This is a genomic window from Aeromicrobium senzhongii (genome assembly GCF_014334735.1).
GTDB classification, from domain to species: Bacteria; Actinomycetota; Actinomycetes; order Propionibacteriales; family Nocardioidaceae; genus Aeromicrobium; species Aeromicrobium senzhongii.
The window spans coordinates 1,287,559-1,301,532 of record NZ_CP060587.1 but is presented as its reverse complement, the minus strand read 5'-3'; the positions used below and the strand labels follow the sequence as shown (position 1 = coordinate 1,301,532).

16 protein-coding genes are annotated in these 13,974 nt (G+C 70.4%); 11 read left to right on the top strand and 5 right to left on the bottom strand.

Annotated elements, in window-relative coordinates; translation table 11 throughout:
- Nucleotides 1-22: 22 nt before the first annotated feature.
- Nucleotides 23-859 carry a PPK2 family polyphosphate kinase gene (locus H9L21_RS06530; protein WP_154595193.1) on the bottom strand — a complete coding sequence of 279 codons (837 nt, stop codon included), beginning with the start codon at nucleotides 857-859 and terminating at the stop codon, nucleotides 23-25.
- Nucleotides 860-897: 38 nt separating this feature from the next.
- Between H9L21_RS06530 and H9L21_RS06525 the strand changes: the two genes are divergently transcribed.
- From H9L21_RS06525 to H9L21_RS06505, 5 genes are all read left to right on the top strand, one after another.
- Nucleotides 898-1,596: a pyrimidine reductase family protein gene (locus tag H9L21_RS06525; protein WP_154595194.1), complete on the top strand. Its 699-nt coding sequence runs from the start codon at nucleotides 898-900 to the stop codon at nucleotides 1,594-1,596.
- Between the two features lie 9 nt (nucleotides 1,597-1,605).
- Entirely contained in the window at nucleotides 1,606-2,103 is a 498-nt protein-coding gene (locus tag H9L21_RS06520) for a universal stress protein (protein WP_154595195.1), read from the top strand.
- On the top strand, nucleotides 2,100-2,519 hold the full coding sequence (gene msrB / locus H9L21_RS06515) for a peptide-methionine (R)-S-oxide reductase MsrB (RefSeq protein ID WP_187411868.1): 420 nt from the start codon (nucleotides 2,100-2,102) through the stop codon (nucleotides 2,517-2,519). Before H9L21_RS06520 ends, msrB begins: the two co-directional genes overlap by 4 nt.
- 189 nt (nucleotides 2,520-2,708) lie before the next feature.
- The gene (locus H9L21_RS06510) at nucleotides 2,709-3,260 is read left to right on the top strand and encodes a DUF6318 family protein (RefSeq protein WP_154595197.1); all 552 of its coding nucleotides are present in this window, start codon (nucleotides 2,709-2,711) and stop codon (nucleotides 3,258-3,260) included.
- Nucleotides 3,261-3,646: 386 nt separating this feature from the next.
- Nucleotides 3,647-3,991, top strand: coding sequence for a hypothetical protein (locus tag H9L21_RS06505; RefSeq protein WP_154595198.1), 345 nt, complete (start codon nucleotides 3,647-3,649; stop codon nucleotides 3,989-3,991).
- A gap of 6 nt (nucleotides 3,992-3,997) precedes the next feature.
- Here H9L21_RS06505 and hemQ read toward each other — a convergent pair whose 3' ends face one another.
- Genes hemQ through hemE form a run of 3 tightly spaced genes read right to left on the bottom strand, consistent with a single transcriptional unit; the run spans nucleotide 3,998 to nucleotide 7,096 of the window.
- A complete protein-coding gene (hemQ, locus tag H9L21_RS06500; protein WP_154595199.1) occupies nucleotides 3,998-4,690 on the bottom strand; it encodes a hydrogen peroxide-dependent heme synthase in 693 nt (230 codons plus the stop codon).
- A 10-nt stretch (nucleotides 4,691-4,700) separates the two neighbouring features.
- Nucleotides 4,701-6,035: a protoporphyrinogen oxidase gene (gene hemG / locus H9L21_RS06495; protein WP_154595200.1), complete on the bottom strand. Its 1,335-nt coding sequence runs from the start codon at nucleotides 6,033-6,035 to the stop codon at nucleotides 4,701-4,703.
- Complete coding sequence (gene hemE / locus H9L21_RS06490) at nucleotides 6,035-7,096, bottom strand: uroporphyrinogen decarboxylase (RefSeq protein WP_187411867.1); 1,062 nt, start codon at nucleotides 7,094-7,096, stop codon at nucleotides 6,035-6,037. The genes hemG and hemE overlap by 1 nt, the downstream gene beginning before the upstream one ends.
- A 67-nt stretch (nucleotides 7,097-7,163) precedes the next feature.
- Here hemE and H9L21_RS06485 point away from each other — a divergent pair, with 67 nt between their 5' ends.
- The 3 genes from H9L21_RS06485 to H9L21_RS06475 are packed head-to-tail and all read left to right on the top strand — an operon-like array spanning nucleotide 7,164 to nucleotide 9,622.
- Complete coding sequence (locus tag H9L21_RS06485; RefSeq protein WP_187411866.1) at nucleotides 7,164-7,742, top strand: DUF3000 domain-containing protein; 579 nt, start codon at nucleotides 7,164-7,166, stop codon at nucleotides 7,740-7,742.
- Nucleotides 7,739-8,986, top strand: a complete 1,248-nt coding sequence (locus H9L21_RS06480) for a ribonuclease D (RefSeq protein ID WP_154595201.1) — start codon at nucleotides 7,739-7,741, stop codon at nucleotides 8,984-8,986. Before H9L21_RS06485 ends, H9L21_RS06480 begins: the two co-directional genes overlap by 4 nt.
- A 45-nt stretch (nucleotides 8,987-9,031) precedes the next feature.
- Nucleotides 9,032-9,622, top strand: coding sequence for a hypothetical protein (locus H9L21_RS06475; protein ID WP_154595202.1), 591 nt, complete (start codon nucleotides 9,032-9,034; stop codon nucleotides 9,620-9,622).
- A 192-nt stretch (nucleotides 9,623-9,814) separates the two neighbouring features.
- Here the strand turns inward: H9L21_RS06475 and H9L21_RS06470 are convergent, their stop codons facing one another.
- Complete coding sequence (locus tag H9L21_RS06470) at nucleotides 9,815-10,783, bottom strand: aldo/keto reductase (protein WP_222865866.1); 969 nt, start codon at nucleotides 10,781-10,783, stop codon at nucleotides 9,815-9,817.
- Between the two features lie 32 nt (nucleotides 10,784-10,815).
- Between H9L21_RS06470 and H9L21_RS06465 the strand changes: the two genes are divergently transcribed.
- The 3 genes from H9L21_RS06465 (at nucleotide 10,816) to H9L21_RS06455 (ending at nucleotide 13,950) form a co-directional block, all read left to right on the top strand.
- Nucleotides 10,816-11,163, top strand: a complete 348-nt coding sequence (locus H9L21_RS06465; RefSeq protein WP_154595203.1) for a hypothetical protein — start codon at nucleotides 10,816-10,818, stop codon at nucleotides 11,161-11,163.
- A gap of 74 nt (nucleotides 11,164-11,237) precedes the next feature.
- On the top strand, nucleotides 11,238-13,541 hold the full coding sequence (secD, locus tag H9L21_RS06460) for a protein translocase subunit SecD (RefSeq protein WP_154595204.1): 2,304 nt from the start codon (nucleotides 11,238-11,240) through the stop codon (nucleotides 13,539-13,541).
- Between the two features lie 19 nt (nucleotides 13,542-13,560).
- Entirely contained in the window at nucleotides 13,561-13,950 is a 390-nt protein-coding gene (locus H9L21_RS06455) for a TM2 domain-containing protein (RefSeq protein WP_154595205.1), read from the top strand.
- Nucleotides 13,951-13,974: the final 24 nt, after the last annotated feature.

The following is a 13,974-nucleotide window of genomic DNA, read 5'->3' as shown; positions in this document are numbered from 1 at the left end:
GACCACCGGACGAGGCGCCTGGTCACATCGTGGCCAGGCGCCTCCTCTGTTCCGCGACGTCGAAGTCGGCGCGGGGCCAGTCGAGTCCCAGATCGGTCAGTGTCTCGCCCAGCATGGTGGCGACCGCCCAGTTGCGGTACCACTTGCGACCGGACGGGACGACGTGCCACGGGGCGTGGTCGGTCGAGCATCGCTCGAGCACCGTCTCGTACGCCGCTTGGTACTCCGGCCACAGCTGACGGTCGTCGAGGTCGCCGGGGTTGTACTTCCAGTACTTGGTCGGGTCGTCGAGCCGAGCCGCGAGCCGCTCCTCCTGGTCGTCGGGGCTGATGTGCAGGAAGCACTTCAGCAGGACGCCCCCGCCGTCGACGAACCGCTCCTCGAAGTCGTTGATGGCGCCGTAGCGCCGCTCGATCTCCTCGGCCGACGCCAACGCGCGGACGCGCCCGACGAGGACGTCCTCATAGTGCGACCGGTCGAAGACGCCGATCATGCCCGGCGCCGGCAGGTGTTTCTCGATCCGCCACAGGAAGTCGTGCTCGCGCTCCTCGTCGGTGGGCGCCTTGAACGCGGTGATGGCCAAGCCCTGGGGATCGACCAGGCCGGCGGCGTGACGCAGCGTGCCGCCCTTGCCCGACGTGTCCATCCCCTGCAGCAGGATCAGCACCTTGCGGTCGGTCGTGCCGGCGATGCCGTTGGCGAACAGCAGCTCCTGGGCGTCCATCAACTCCTCGCCGATCTGCGGCAGCCTTCGCTTCGCGTCCTTCTTCTTTCCCTCGAACCCCGGGGTCTCGTCCGAGGCTCGCGTGGAGAGGTCGATGGGGCCGCTGGTCGCCAGCGTGGATCGCAGATCCGTCATGATCGGCAGTATGCCCCAGGTTCCCCTACCGTGGCTCCATGCCGGATCTGAAGGAACTCGCTGACCTGTACGCCTACCCCGAATCCCACAAGCCGTGGCTGCGGACCAACTTCGTCGCATCGGTCGACGGCGCCGTCCAGAATCCCGAGGGCTTGTCCGGCAACCTCGGCGGCGAGCCGGATGCCAGGCTCTTCAAGGTGCTGCGCAGTCTGAGCGACGTGGTCGTGGTCGGCGCCGGCACCGTCCGGGCCGAGGGTTACCACCCGATCTCGGCCGACTCCATCCACGAGTCGCTGCGTGAGGGCCGCTCGCGCGTCCCCGTCCTGGCGGTCATCAGCCGCAGCCTGGTACTGCCCGAGCAGGTCGTCGCCCCCGGTCTCGTGGTCATCACGCCGGCTTCGTCCTCGGTCGAGAGGCGCCAGGAGCTCTCGCGCACGGTCGAGGTCGTCGTCGCGGGCGAGACCGAGATCGACTGGGCCGCCGTGCTCGACGCCTTCGCCGCACGCGGCCTCAACCGCGTCCTGTGCGAGGGCGGCCCCGACCTGAACGGCACCCTGGTCGATCTCGACCTCGTGGACGAGACGTGCCTGACGATCTCGCCCCACCTCGTGGGCGGGCCGGCCAAGCGCATGACGGTGGGCGCACAGGCCGTCGAGCGCCAGATGCGGCTGGGTCACGCCATCGACGAGGACGGGGTCCTGCTCACGCGGTGGGTCCGCGACCGCCGATCGGCCTAGTCTGGGCTCATGTACAACGTGGCCCTGCTGGTGGAACGCAAGCTCATCGACATCGACGCCGACCAGATCCTCGCCCTGCACGAGGGGGTGGACGACCAGGTGACCTATCACATGATCTTGCCGGTCGACAGCTCGCCGGCGGCGCTCAGCATCTCGATGACCGCCTTCGGCGGGGCGCAGTTCGTCCCGATGGAGGAGCCGGCCGCGTACGACCGGATCGAGGACGAGATGCGCCAGGAAGCCCAGGAGGAGCTGGACGCCTCCGCGGCGCTGCTCACCGAGCGTGGCCAGACGGTCACGACCAAGCTCGTGGAGTACGACCCGATCGACGCTCTCTCCGACCTGGTCAAGGAGCAGTCCTGCGACGAGGTCATCATCTTGACCGAGTCGCACGTGGTGCGTGAGTTCCTTCACCTCGATTGGACGTCCCGGGCGAGAAGAAAACTGGACGTCCCGACGTTGCACCTGTTGGAACACCTGAGCTTCGACGAACAGGCGGAGATGTGAGCGACAAGACTGACAAGACCTACGCGGTCAATCGTCCCGACGACGAGTGGCGCGAGGAGCTGAGCGCCGCGGAGTACCACGTCCTGCGCCAGGCCGGCACGGAGCGACCCTTCAGCAGCGACTACGAGCACGACCCGACGGTCGGCGTCTACCGCTGCCGTGGCTGCGGAGCCGAGCTGTTCCGCAGCGAGACCAAGTTCGACGCCCAGTGCGGCTGGCCGTCGTTCTACTCCCCGCTGGCGGAGGACCGTGTCGAGTACATCGAGGACACGGCGCTGGGGATGAAGCGCACCGAGGTGCGCTGCGCGAACTGCGGCTCGCACCTGGGACACGTGTTCCAGGGCGAGGGCTTCGCCACCCCCACCGACCTGCGTTACTGCATCAACGGGATCGCCCTGGACCTCCAGGCCGACTGACCCCGTCTCGCGCCGCCGCGCGCGAGATGTGTAGCGGTGAGTACCTTCTCCGTGCGAGAAAGGTGCTCACCGCTACGCATCTGTACCGGCCTTCGTCCACAGCTGTGAGACGAGGGCTCCCCGTCATCCGCCCGGGTCGCTAGGGTTCCTGCAACTCGGCGTCCCAGCGCCGGGCCTTGGGGGGAACACATGCGGATTCTGGCCACCGCCGTCGTCGCGTCGCTCGCGCTGAGCCTCGGCGCCTGCAGCGAGGACGAACCTCGCGACCGACCTGATGCCTCGTCGGAAGCGACGGTGAGACCACCCAGCTCGCCACCGCCCGCGCGGCCTGTCGGCATGACGGCTGATTCCCCGCAGGGCGTCACCGATTTCGTCTCGTACTACCTGAAGGTGCTCTCCTACGCGCACCTCACGGGGAATACAGAAGAACTTGGCCGCCTATCCGATGTCTCTTGCAGCGCATGCCAGTCGTATGTATCTGCCATCGACGAGCTCGCGAAGGACGGCGGAACGATCACCGGGGGCACACGCACTTTCTCCGGCGCCAAAGTCCGCTACTCGAGCTCAGGGGGCGAGAGCCTCCTCACGATCAACGTGAAGATCGGCTCCGGAACTCGTCAAGCCACACCAGCCTCGGAAAAGGTGCGCATCGCAGCTTCCGAGATGCGGTTGACCTTCGGGGTAAAAGGCACGGGCGGTGATCGCAGAATAAGCCGCATCTTCCAGGGTGACCCCACATGATCCGGGGGTTTCTCACTCTAGCCATGGTGGTCTTCGGACCGTTGTCCCTCAGCGACCCAGACGTGGGTGAGGACCCTTTCCACCAAGGTGACGTGATCATCTGGGACGAAACGACGACTTCACCGAAGTCACCATCACCGGATTGGGCCAAGGACCAGGTAACCGGCCCGGTCCCAAACCCAGACGCAGAGCCGGACCCGTTCTACTGCCGGCCCGAGGCACCCTTCCCGCAGGACGACTGCCTACCACCCCCGGAACCGGGCGAGCCGGCAGAAACGGCCGCCCCCGACCAACCCGAGGTCACACCAGGTGACGTGGTCGAGGCAGTCCGGCGCGTCGGGCTACCGAGGTTGAACGTCGCGGTGCAACCCGCAGGCTCCACCCTCGTGAACCTCGAGACGATCTTCCACACCACCGCTGCACCGTTCGAGCGCAGCGTGCCGATCCTGGGATCCACCGTCGACCTGCGCGCCACCCCGGCCACCTACACCTGGCACCACGGCGACAACACCACCCAGACCACCACCAGGCCCGGCCGCCCCTACCCCGCACTCGACGTCATCCACCGCTACCGCCGACCCGGACAGGTCGCACCACGCGTCGACGTCACCTACGCGGTCGCCTACCGCGTCGACGGCGGCGCCTGGCAGAACCTCGGCACCACCATCACAGCACCCGGACCCGCCACCACCCTGCGCATCCGCGAAGCACGGCCCGTCCTCACCGACTGAGGCAGATCAGGGCCAGAGCTCGGTCAGCTCGGCCACCGGCATCGAGCGGCCCGTGTAGAACGGCAGTTCCTCGCGCACGTGGAGACGGGCGTCGGTCGCGCGCAGGTCGCGCATCAGGTCGACGATGCGGTGCAGCTCGTCGGCCTCGAAGGCCAGCAGCCACTCGTAGTCGCCCAGCGCGAAGGACGCGATCGTGTTCGCGCGGACGTCGGCGTAGTCGCGGGCGGCCTCGCCGTGCTCGCGCAGCAGACGGCGACGCTCGTCGTCGGGCAGCAGGTACCACTCGTACGAACGCACGAACGGGTACACGCACAGGTAGTGCTTCGTGGTGTCGTCCGCGAGGAAGTTCGGCACGTGCGAGCGGTTGAACTCCGCCGGGCGGTGCAGGCCGGCGTTCGACCAGACGGGCGCCAGGTGCGAGCCCAGCTCGGTCCGGCGGAACGCGTTGTAGGCGTCCTGCAGGGCGTCGGCCGTCTCGGCGTGCCACCACACCATCAGGTCGGCCTCGGCCCGCATGCCGCTGACGTCGTAGGTGCCGCGCACGACGACGTCGTCGAGCTTCGCGAAGAGCGCCTCGACCTCGGCGGCCATCGCGGCACGGTCACCGTTCGCGAGCGGACGCTCGACGCGGAACACCGAGTACATGGCGTACCGGATGGTGGCGTTGATCTTCTCGGGGTCGACCTCGTGCGTACTCATACGTCCATTCTCACCCGGCGAGGGTTCGCTCGGCCGCGGCCCTCCCGGTGGCCACGACCGCGGCGATCCCGACCCCCTCGTAGGCGGCGCCACAGACCTCCAGTCCGGGGACGGTCGCGATGTCCTCGGTGACCGTGCGGACGAGGTCGCGGTGCCCCACCTCGTACTGCGGCAAGCCACCGCCCCACCGCTGCACGACGGACGCCCGGACGGTGCCGAGCGAGCCCTGGGGCTCGACGATCGAGCGCAGGTCCGTCACCGCGAGGTCGACCAGTGCGGCATCGTCGCGCTGCAGCACGCCCGTGTCGCCGGCTCGACCGATCGACGCGCGTACCACCGTGGCGCCGCCGGCCGCCTCGGCGAGCCACGCCCACTTGCGGGTCGAGAACGTCGCCGCCTTGATGTCCATCGGCTCCACCGGGGGCACCAGGAAGCCGGTCCCCGCAGGCAGGTCGGCGCCGTCGAGCAGCAGCGCCACGACACCCATCGATGCGTAGTCGACGCCGGCGAGCGCGAACGCCGCGCGCGGAGCGGCCTCGGCCAGCAGCCGTGAGGCGGCGGGAGCCGGCGCCGCCATGACGACGGCGTCGAAGCGCTCCCGGACGGGCGCGGTGGTGGGTCCGACGACCAGCTCCCAGCCGTCGCCGTCACGACGAACGGAACGGACGGTGGCCCGGGTCCGCACCTCGAAGCCACCCGCGTCGACGATCGCCCGAGGCAGCCGTCCGACTCCCCCACGCAGTCCCACCAGAGCCGGACCGGTCGCCTTCGGGGCGGCGGCGCGAGCCATGGCACCGGCCAACAGATCGGGGCCGAGCTCACGGATCACGGGTGCGGCCGCGTGCAGGGAGAGCCGATCCGCGTGGCCCGCGTAGACACCGCCCAGAAGCGGCTCGACCAGGCGGTCGACGACGTCGCGTCCCAGGCGGTCGGCCACGAACGAGGCCACCGACACGTCCTCGTCCGGCACCGGCAGCGCCGTCGACGTCACGGCGGACTCGAGGATGCCCGACTGCACGAGCGCGTCCAGGTCGGACGGCACGCCCATGATCGTGGGCGGCAGCGGACGCAGCGCCCCGCGACTCCAGACCATCGACGGCACCGGCTCCGGCGCCACGAGGTCGTCGGAGAGGCCGACGGCCTTGACCAGGTCGACCGCCTCGGGCCGACGCGCCAGCATCGCCTCGGCGCCGACGTCGACCAGCAGGTCGTCCAACTGCGCCTGGCGGACCTTGCCACCGATCTCGGGCGAGCCCTCCAGCAGCACCGGCTCGGCGCCGGCCGTCGCGAGATGGAACGCCGCAGACAACCCGGCGATCCCGCCACCGATGACCGCGACGCGCATCAGGACTCCGGCTGGTAGCCGTGGACGAAGTCGACCAGACGGGTCAGCGCGTCGGGGTCGGTCGCCGGCAGGACACCGTGGCCGAGGTTGAACACGTGGCCGTGGGCCGCCCGGCCCGCGTCGATGATCCGTGCGGCGCGCTCGTGCACGACGTCCGTGGGCGCGAACAACACGGTGGGGTCGAGGTTGCCCTGCACGGCACGGCTCCCGACCCGGCCGATCGCCTCGTCCAGGGGGACGCGCCAGTCGACGCCCACGACGTCGGCCCCGGCCTCGCCCATCCGTGACAGCAGCTCACCGGTGCCGACACCGAAGTGGATCCGCGGCACGTCGAGGTCAGCGACGGACTCCAGGACGGCGGCGGAGTGCGGACGCACGTACGTGTCGTAGTCGACCGGCGACAACGCACCGGCCCACGAGTCGAACAGCTGGATCGCCGACGCCCCGGCCTCGACCTGCAGCCGCAGGAACTGCGAGGCGATCGCCGAGATCCGGCCCAGCAGCGCGTGCCACAGCTCGGGGTCGCGGTACATCAGCTCCTTCGTGCGGCGGTGGTCACGCGAGGGCCCACCCTCGACGAGGTAGGACGCCAAGGTGAAGGGCGCGCCGGCGAACCCGATCAGCGGCGTGTCCCCCAACTCCTGCACGAGGCCCTTCACGGCGTCGGTGATCGAGGTGACGTCGTCGGGCTCGAGGTCGCGCAGCGTCGCCAGCTGGTCGGCCGAGCGGATCGGGTCGGCCACGACCGGGCCCGTGCCCGGCACGATGTCGAGGTCGACGCCGATCGCCTTGAGCGGCACGACGATGTCGGAGAAGAAGATCGCCGCGTCGACGCCGTGACGGCGGACCGGCTGCATCGTGATCTCGACGACCATGTCCGTGCGGAAGCAGGACTCCAGCATCGGCACGCCCTCGCGGATCGCGAGGTACTCCGGCAGCGAGCGGCCGGCCTGGCGCATGAACCACACCGGAGTGTGGGCCGGCTCGAGGCCGCGGCAGGCGCGGAGGAAGGGACTCGTGATGGCGCTGTCGACTGCGGTGGCGCTGACGTCATGGGTCACCCTTCGAGTCTGTCACGCCCTGCGTGTCGAACCGCCCGACCCCGCGTCCCGTGCCTAAGATCACGGTGTGGGAGCCCGCACGAAGCTCGAAGGCGTCCCGGCACCGTTCACCCGCGCTGTCGAGGAGATCGAGCGCGCCGTCGCGCGCCCCGAACTCGAGCTCGGACAGATGCCGGCACCGCAGCGCATCGCCCCGTTCGCCCATGCCATCACCGCCGACGTGGTCGTCGCGGACACCGAGGTGGGCACAGGGCGCTTCATCCTCCTGCACGACCCGGCCGGCAACGACGCGTGGAACGGCACCTTCCGGTGCGTCACCTTCGCCCGCGCCGACATCGAGCACGAGATGGCCATCGACCCGCTGATCACCCAGGTCGGCTGGAGCTGGCTCACCGACGCACTGGGCGACGCCGGTGCCGAACACACCAACACCGCCGGCAGCATCACGGTCGTGCGCTCCGAGGGATTCGGGGCCATGGCCGAGGACGAGTCCGATGCCCAGATCGAGGTCCGTGCCTCCTGGACCCCGCACGGCGGACTCGACGCCCACGCCTCGGCGTGGATGGAGCTGCTCGGCAAGCTCGCCGGACTCCCACCCCTGGCGCCCGGCGTCGTTCCCCTGAACCGGAGGCGTACGAGCCGTTGACGACCGAACACGACGAGGCGCCCGACCAGGCCCCCGATGAGTCCCCCGAGCCGGCACTGCCCCGACTCGGACTCCGCGAGCCGCTGACCCCCGTCGTGGACACCGACGACGCACTGGCCCGCGCCTGCGCCGAGATCTCGCTGGGCGAGGGGCCGATCGCCCTGGACGCCGAGCGAGCCTCGGGCTACCGCTACTCCCAGCGGGCGTACCTCGTGCAGGTGCGCCGCGAGGGCTCGGGCACCTGGCTGATCGATCCGATCGCGTTCCCCGACCTGACCGAGCTCGGCCTGGCCTTCGGCGACTCCGAGTGGATCCTGCACGCGGCCACCCAGGACCTGCCCTGCCTGGCCGAGGTCGGACTCCGTCCCGCCTCGCTGTTCGACACCGAGCTGGCCGGCCGACTGCTGAACCTGCCGCGCGTCGGCCTGGCCGCACTCGTCGAGCACTACCTGGGCATGAGCCTGGCCAAGGAGTTCTCGGCGGCCGACTGGTCGACCCGCCCCCTGCCCGAGCCGTGGCTCGAGTACGCCGCGCTCGACGTCGAGGTCCTGCTGGAGCTCCGCGAGGCGGTCCTGGCCGATCTCGTCGCCGCCGGCAAGGACGGCTGGGCACGCGAGGAGTTCGACGCCCTGCTGTCCTTCACGGGCCCGCCCGAGCGCAAGGACCCCTGGCGCCGCACCTCCAGCATCCACAAGATCCGCAGTCGTCGTGCGCTGGCCATCGTCCGGTCCCTGTGGCACGCCCGCGACGCCATCGCGGCCGACCGTGACGTCACTCCCGGGCGGATCCTGCCCGACTCGGCGATCGTGGCTCTCGCCACGCATGCGCCCACCTCGCTGGGCGCCCTCAAGAACGACCCCACGATGCGCCGTCGAGGCCCGCGACGCTTCCTCGACGACTGGTACACGGCCATCGAGACGGCCGAGGGACTTCCCGAGGACGAGCTGCCCACGTCGGGTCAGCGGTCCGACGGACCCCCTCCTCCGCGCGCCTGGGCCGACAAGGACCCGGTGGCCGCCGCCCGACTCGTGCGCGTCCGCGAGGTCGTCACGCAGATCGCCGAGCAGCACAACCTGCCGGCCGAGAACCTCATCTCCCCCGGCGTCGTGCGGGCCCTGGCCTGGCAGCCACCGCAGGACCGGGACGAGGACACCATCGCGGCAGAACTGCGTGAACGTGGCTGCCGCAACTGGCAGATCCAGTTGGTGGCCGGCCCCATGGCCGCCGCGCTCGTCGATCCCTGAGCCGACTGTTCCCGTCGTCACCGGCGCGGGTTTACTCTCGAACGCATGGCCGACTTCCACAAGCCGTCGTTGCCCGGGGCCGCCCTCTTCGAGACGCTGCGTGACGACAACGACCCTGCCGAGCGCTCGGCCGCCGGCCACCGCATCGCCAACCTGCTGGTCCGCGGCGCCCACGACCGTGAGGACCGCGCCCTGATCGACCGGGTGTTGCACCTGGCCGACTCGGAAGGGCTGGGCTCGATCGCGGAGCTGTGGTCCAAGGCCCACCCCGAGACCGTGGCCGGAGCGCTGTGGCGGCTGTATGCGCTGCGGACGTGGGTCCACCACAACCCGGTCCAGGCCTCGCGCGAGTTCAGCGCCGGACGCGCCTACGCTCCGGTCCAGGAGGTCCTGGCCGGAGTCGTCGACCCGCCTGGCCCGGCTGAGGTGATCGAGCTGGTCGACACCGTCGTGCGCGGGATCGTCACCACCGACTTCGACGTGGCGCTCGACCGGGCCGCCGCCTTCGCCCACATCGTCGGCGTGGGACGCGGGCAGCTGGAGGACACCGACCCGGCCAGCGCCGCCCGCCTCGTCGACACCGCGCGCCACCTGCGTGCCGCCGCCGACGCCGAGCGCCGCCACGAGCTGCACTGACCGACCCCTCCGAGCGGGCCGGCGGAGACCTCGCGCAGAGGTCCCACAGGCCCCAGTGGGCTTGGGCGGGGTCGTCTAGAGTGGTGCTCGCGCCGGGTCGCGGTAGCCCCGGGTCCCAACATCAGCCGCTTCGAGCGGCCTTACGCCGTGAGGCGCTCCCGACCCGGCGCACCCACCGACTCCCCTGCCCGCTCAGCGCGGCGCGAACGTCGTGTACGAGTGCTGCGGAGCCATCAGCTCGTCGAGTGCGGCCGTGTCCTCGGCCGTCGGCACCCAGGCGGCCGCCGCGACGTTCGAGGCCACCTGCTCCGGACGCGAGACACCGGCGATGACCGACGCCACGGCCGGCCGCGACGCGAGGCCGCCCATCGCGAGCTCGAGCAGGGTGATGTCGCGCTCACGAGCGAACGCCTGCAACGCCTCGATCCGGTCCCAGTCCGCGCCCTCCCAGCGGGCCCGCTGGCCGGCGAGCCGAGTGCCCTCCTGCGGCTCGCTGACACGCGAGTACTTCCCCGTCAGCAGGCCGTAGGCCAGCGGGAAGTACGGCAGCAGACCCACGCCGAGCTCGACGCAGGCGGGGACCAGCTCGACCTCCGCGGCCGGGTTGTAGAGCGAGTACTCGTTCTGAGCCGTCGCGAAGTGCGCGAGGTCGGCCGTGCGCGAGATCCAGTCCGCGTCGACGAGCTGCCACGCGGTGAAGTTCGAGCAGCCGATGGCGCGGACCTTGCCCTCGTCCACCAGTCGCGTCATCGCCCCGAGCGTCTCCTCGACCGGAGTGTTCGGGTCGGGCGTGTGCAGTTGGTACAGGTCGATCACGTCGGTGCCGAGCCGGCGCAGGCTCGCCTCCGCGGCCCGGCGGACGTAGTCGGCGCTGCCGCGGCGGCCGCCGTCGTCGCCGTTGCGGCCCTGCATGTCCATCCCGAACTTCGTCGCGATGACGACCTCGTCACGCCGACCCTTCAGCGCGGCGCCGAGCAAGGTCTCGCTCTCACCGAGCGCGTAGGTGTCGGCGGTGTCGAAGAAGGTCACCCCCTGCTCGAAGGCCGCGTCCACGACCGCGACCACCTGATCGCCGTCGATCCGCGCTCCGAATGCGTTGCAGCCGATCCCCACAGGGCCGACCTCGATGCCACTCGTTCCCAGGACATGTCGTGTAGTCACGGGATCCACCGTAGGACCGTTACACTCGCGGGGTGATCCGGACCACCCACGCCGCGCGACGCCTCGTCGCGGCCCTGGCAGCCGTCCTGTTGGCCGGCATGCTCGGGCTGGGTGCCCTGGCCGGTTTCTCCGGGGCCGACCGCCGTGCCGGCGCCGCCACCGCGTCGGCCGGGCAGGACAGCTCCGGACATCCGCGGGTCACGATCGCCAAGGCCACGTCGGACGATCACTCGCTGTCGGTCGACCTGCCGGCCGGCACCCTGGACGCTGCCCTGACCCTCGGATCGGTCGTCCTCGTCTCCCTCGTGGTGGCCCTCGTCGCCGCCCAGGTCGGCACCGCCGCGCCGGTCCCCGCGGGGCGCGCCCCGCCGCGACGCTGACCGGTCACTCCTCGACCGGGCCAATCCGCCCCCACATGCTCCTGCCGCCCCGCGGCTCCACCGAAAGCTCTCTCATGTCTTCCAAGACCAATCTCTGGCGAGGTCTGATCTGCCTGGCCGTCATCATCGGCGCCGCGGCCGTGGCCCTGACCATGAAGCCCAACCTCGGCCTCGACCTGCGCGGCGGCACGCAGATCACCCTCGAGGCCAAGTCCACCGATCGCGTCAAGGCCGATGCCGAGGCCACCGATCGGGCCCTCGAGGTCCTGCGCGGACGCGTCGACGGCCTCGGTGTCTCCGAGCCGACGCTGGCCCGCACCGGCGAGAACCGGATCATCATCGAGCTGCCGAACGTGCAGGATCCCTCGAAGGCCGCCGAGGTCATCGGCCAGACCGCCAGCCTCGAGTTCCGTGAGGTGATGGCTCCCGCCACCGCGGAGACCAAGCCCGGCAAGGGCGAGGTCGTCCTGCCCGACGAGCAGGGTCAGGAGCTGCTGCTCGGCCCCGTCGCGTTCGACGGCAACGGCATCAGCGACGCCGAGGCCGCGATGCCGCAGAACAGCATCGGCGACTGGGTCGTCAACGTGCAGTTCAACAAGACCGGCCGCACCCCCTGGAGCAACCTGGTCGCCTCCGCGTGCCAGAACCCCGCCGCGGGCAACCGCATCGCGATCGTCCTCGACAACGAGGTCATCTCGTCCCCGGGCATCGTGCCCGAGCTCTGCGCCGGCGGCGGCGGCTCCAGCACCAGCATCACCGGCGACTTCACCCAGACCGAGGCGCAGGACCTCGCCGTGCTGATCAAGGGCGGCGCCCTCCCGGTCCCGGTCGAGATCATCGACCAGCGAACCGTCGGCCCGACGCTCGGCGCCGCCGCCATCGACGCCTCGATCAACGCCTCCATCATCGGTCTGCTGCTGACCGGCCTGTTCATCATCTTCATCTACCGGCTCACCGGCGTCATGGCGACGATCGCGTTGACCGTGTACGCCCTCATCTCCTACGGCGCCCTCGTGCTGATGGGTGCCACCCTGACCCTCCCGGGCCTGGCCGGCTTCGTGCTGGCGATCGGCCTGGCCATCGACGCCAACGTCCTGGTCTATGAACGAGCGCGCGAGGAGTACCACGAGAATCCGAAGGCCGGCCTGCTGTCGGCACTGACCACGGGCTTCTCCAAGGCCTGGTCCGCGATCATCGACTCCAACGTCACGACGATCCTGGCCGCCCTGCTGCTGTTCTTCCTCTCCGCCGGCCCCGTCAAGGGCTTCGGCATCACCTTGACCATCGGCGTCATCGCGTCGATGTTCTCGGCACTGGTCGTCGCCCGCTGGCTGACCGAGTGGCTGGTCAAGCGCAAGTGGATCCGCAACCACCCGCAGGCCAGCGGCATCGGCGGCATCTCCAGCGTGCGCCGCTGGTTGAACGAGCACGGTCCGTACCTGGTCCGCCGGGCCGGCATGTGGGTCGTCATCTCGCTCGGCGTCGCCGGCGTCATGATCGCCGGCATCCTGGTCCGCGGTCTGGACCTCGGCGTCGAGTTCGCCGGCGGCCGTCAGCTCGAGTACTCCACCGCCAAGGCCGTCACCCCCGACCAGGCCCGCGAGGCCGTCACCGAGGCCGGGTTCCCCGAGGCCGTCGTGCAGTCCTCGTCCGCCGACGGTGGCGAGAACATCTCGGTGCGTCTGCCCAAGATCGACGAGACCGAGGCGGAGAAGGTCCGCTCCTCGATCGAGCAGGTCGGTGGCAAGACCGTCCAGGTCGCCTCCAACACCATCGACCCGACCCTGGGCAAGGAGCTGCGCAACAAGGCGCTGCTGGCCTTCCTGATCGCCGTCGCGGCGCAGATGGCCTACCTCGCCTGGCGCTTCCGGTGGACGTGGGCCGCGGCCGCCATCGTCTCGATGGCGTCGGTCGTGCTCGCGGTCGTCGGCGTCTTCGCCTGGTGGGGCAAGCCGATCGACGGCGTGTTCCTGGCCGCGATCCTGTCGATCATCGGCCTGGCCGTGAACGACTCGATCGTCGTCCTCGACCGCATCCGAGAACGCACCCGCACCGCCGACATCCCGCTGCGCGAGATGGTCAACGAGGCGATCCTGTCGACCCTGCCGCGAACCATCAACACCGCCATGGGTGCGACGTTCATCCTCGCCGCGCTGATGGTGCTCGGTGGCGACTCGCTGCGTGACTTCTCGATCGCGGTGCTGCTGGGTCTGCTGTTCGGTCACTTCTCGACGGTCTTCACGGCGTCGACCCTCGGTCTGCTGCTCGAGGAGAAGTGGCCCTACAACCCGGACAAAGACCCGCGCAAGACGGTCGACCCGTACGCGCACGTCGTCGACGGGCGCGGCATGCCCGAGGACGGCGGTGCGGTCGTCTGATCAGCGGTACCGTGCGTCCATGACCACGACTCCGCCCGAGGACCCGCGACCGGACCCGGACCCCGGCGCGGGTGACCACGACCCCACCGTGCGCTTCGGTGCCACACCGCCTCCCCCGCCTCCGCCTCCCCCGGCGGCGGGGTGGGCGGTGCCGGGCGCGCCGTACGGCGTCGACCCCAAGACCGGCCTGCCGTACTCGGACAAGTCCAAGATCGTCGCCGGCCTGCTGCAAATGCTGATACCCCTGGGAATCGGCAGGATGTACACGGGCCACACCAGCATGGGCGTCGCCCAGTTGCTGGTCACGCTGTTCACCTGCGGTATCGGCGCAGTGTGGCCGTTCATCGACGGCATCATCCTGCTCGTCTCCGACCCGCGTGACGCGAACGGCCGACCGCTGCGATCCTGATCCGTCGGCTCACGGCCGCGATGA

Bases quoted from the DNA above. Each gene is read 5' to 3' on its own strand.
- H9L21_RS06530 (WP_154595193.1), bottom strand. From the start codon at position 859: ATGACGGATCTGCGATCCACGCTGGCGACCAGCGGCCCCATCGACCTC.
- H9L21_RS06525 (WP_154595194.1), top strand. From the start codon at position 898: ATGCCGGATCTGAAGGAACTCGCTGACCTGTACGCCTACCCCGAATCC.
- H9L21_RS06520 (WP_154595195.1), top strand. From the start codon at position 1,606: ATGTACAACGTGGCCCTGCTGGTGGAACGCAAGCTCATCGACATCGAC.
- H9L21_RS06510 (WP_154595197.1), top strand. From the start codon at position 2,709: ATGCGGATTCTGGCCACCGCCGTCGTCGCGTCGCTCGCGCTGAGCCTC.
- hemQ (WP_154595199.1), bottom strand. From the start codon at position 4,690: ATGAGTACGCACGAGGTCGACCCCGAGAAGATCAACGCCACCATCCGG.
- hemG (WP_154595200.1), bottom strand. From the start codon at position 6,035: ATGCGCGTCGCGGTCATCGGTGGCGGGATCGCCGGGTTGTCTGCGGCG.
- H9L21_RS06475 (WP_154595202.1), top strand. From the start codon at position 9,032: ATGGCCGACTTCCACAAGCCGTCGTTGCCCGGGGCCGCCCTCTTCGAG.
- secD (WP_154595204.1), top strand. From the start codon at position 11,238: ATGTCTTCCAAGACCAATCTCTGGCGAGGTCTGATCTGCCTGGCCGTC.
- H9L21_RS06455 (WP_154595205.1), top strand. From the start codon at position 13,561: ATGACCACGACTCCGCCCGAGGACCCGCGACCGGACCCGGACCCCGGC.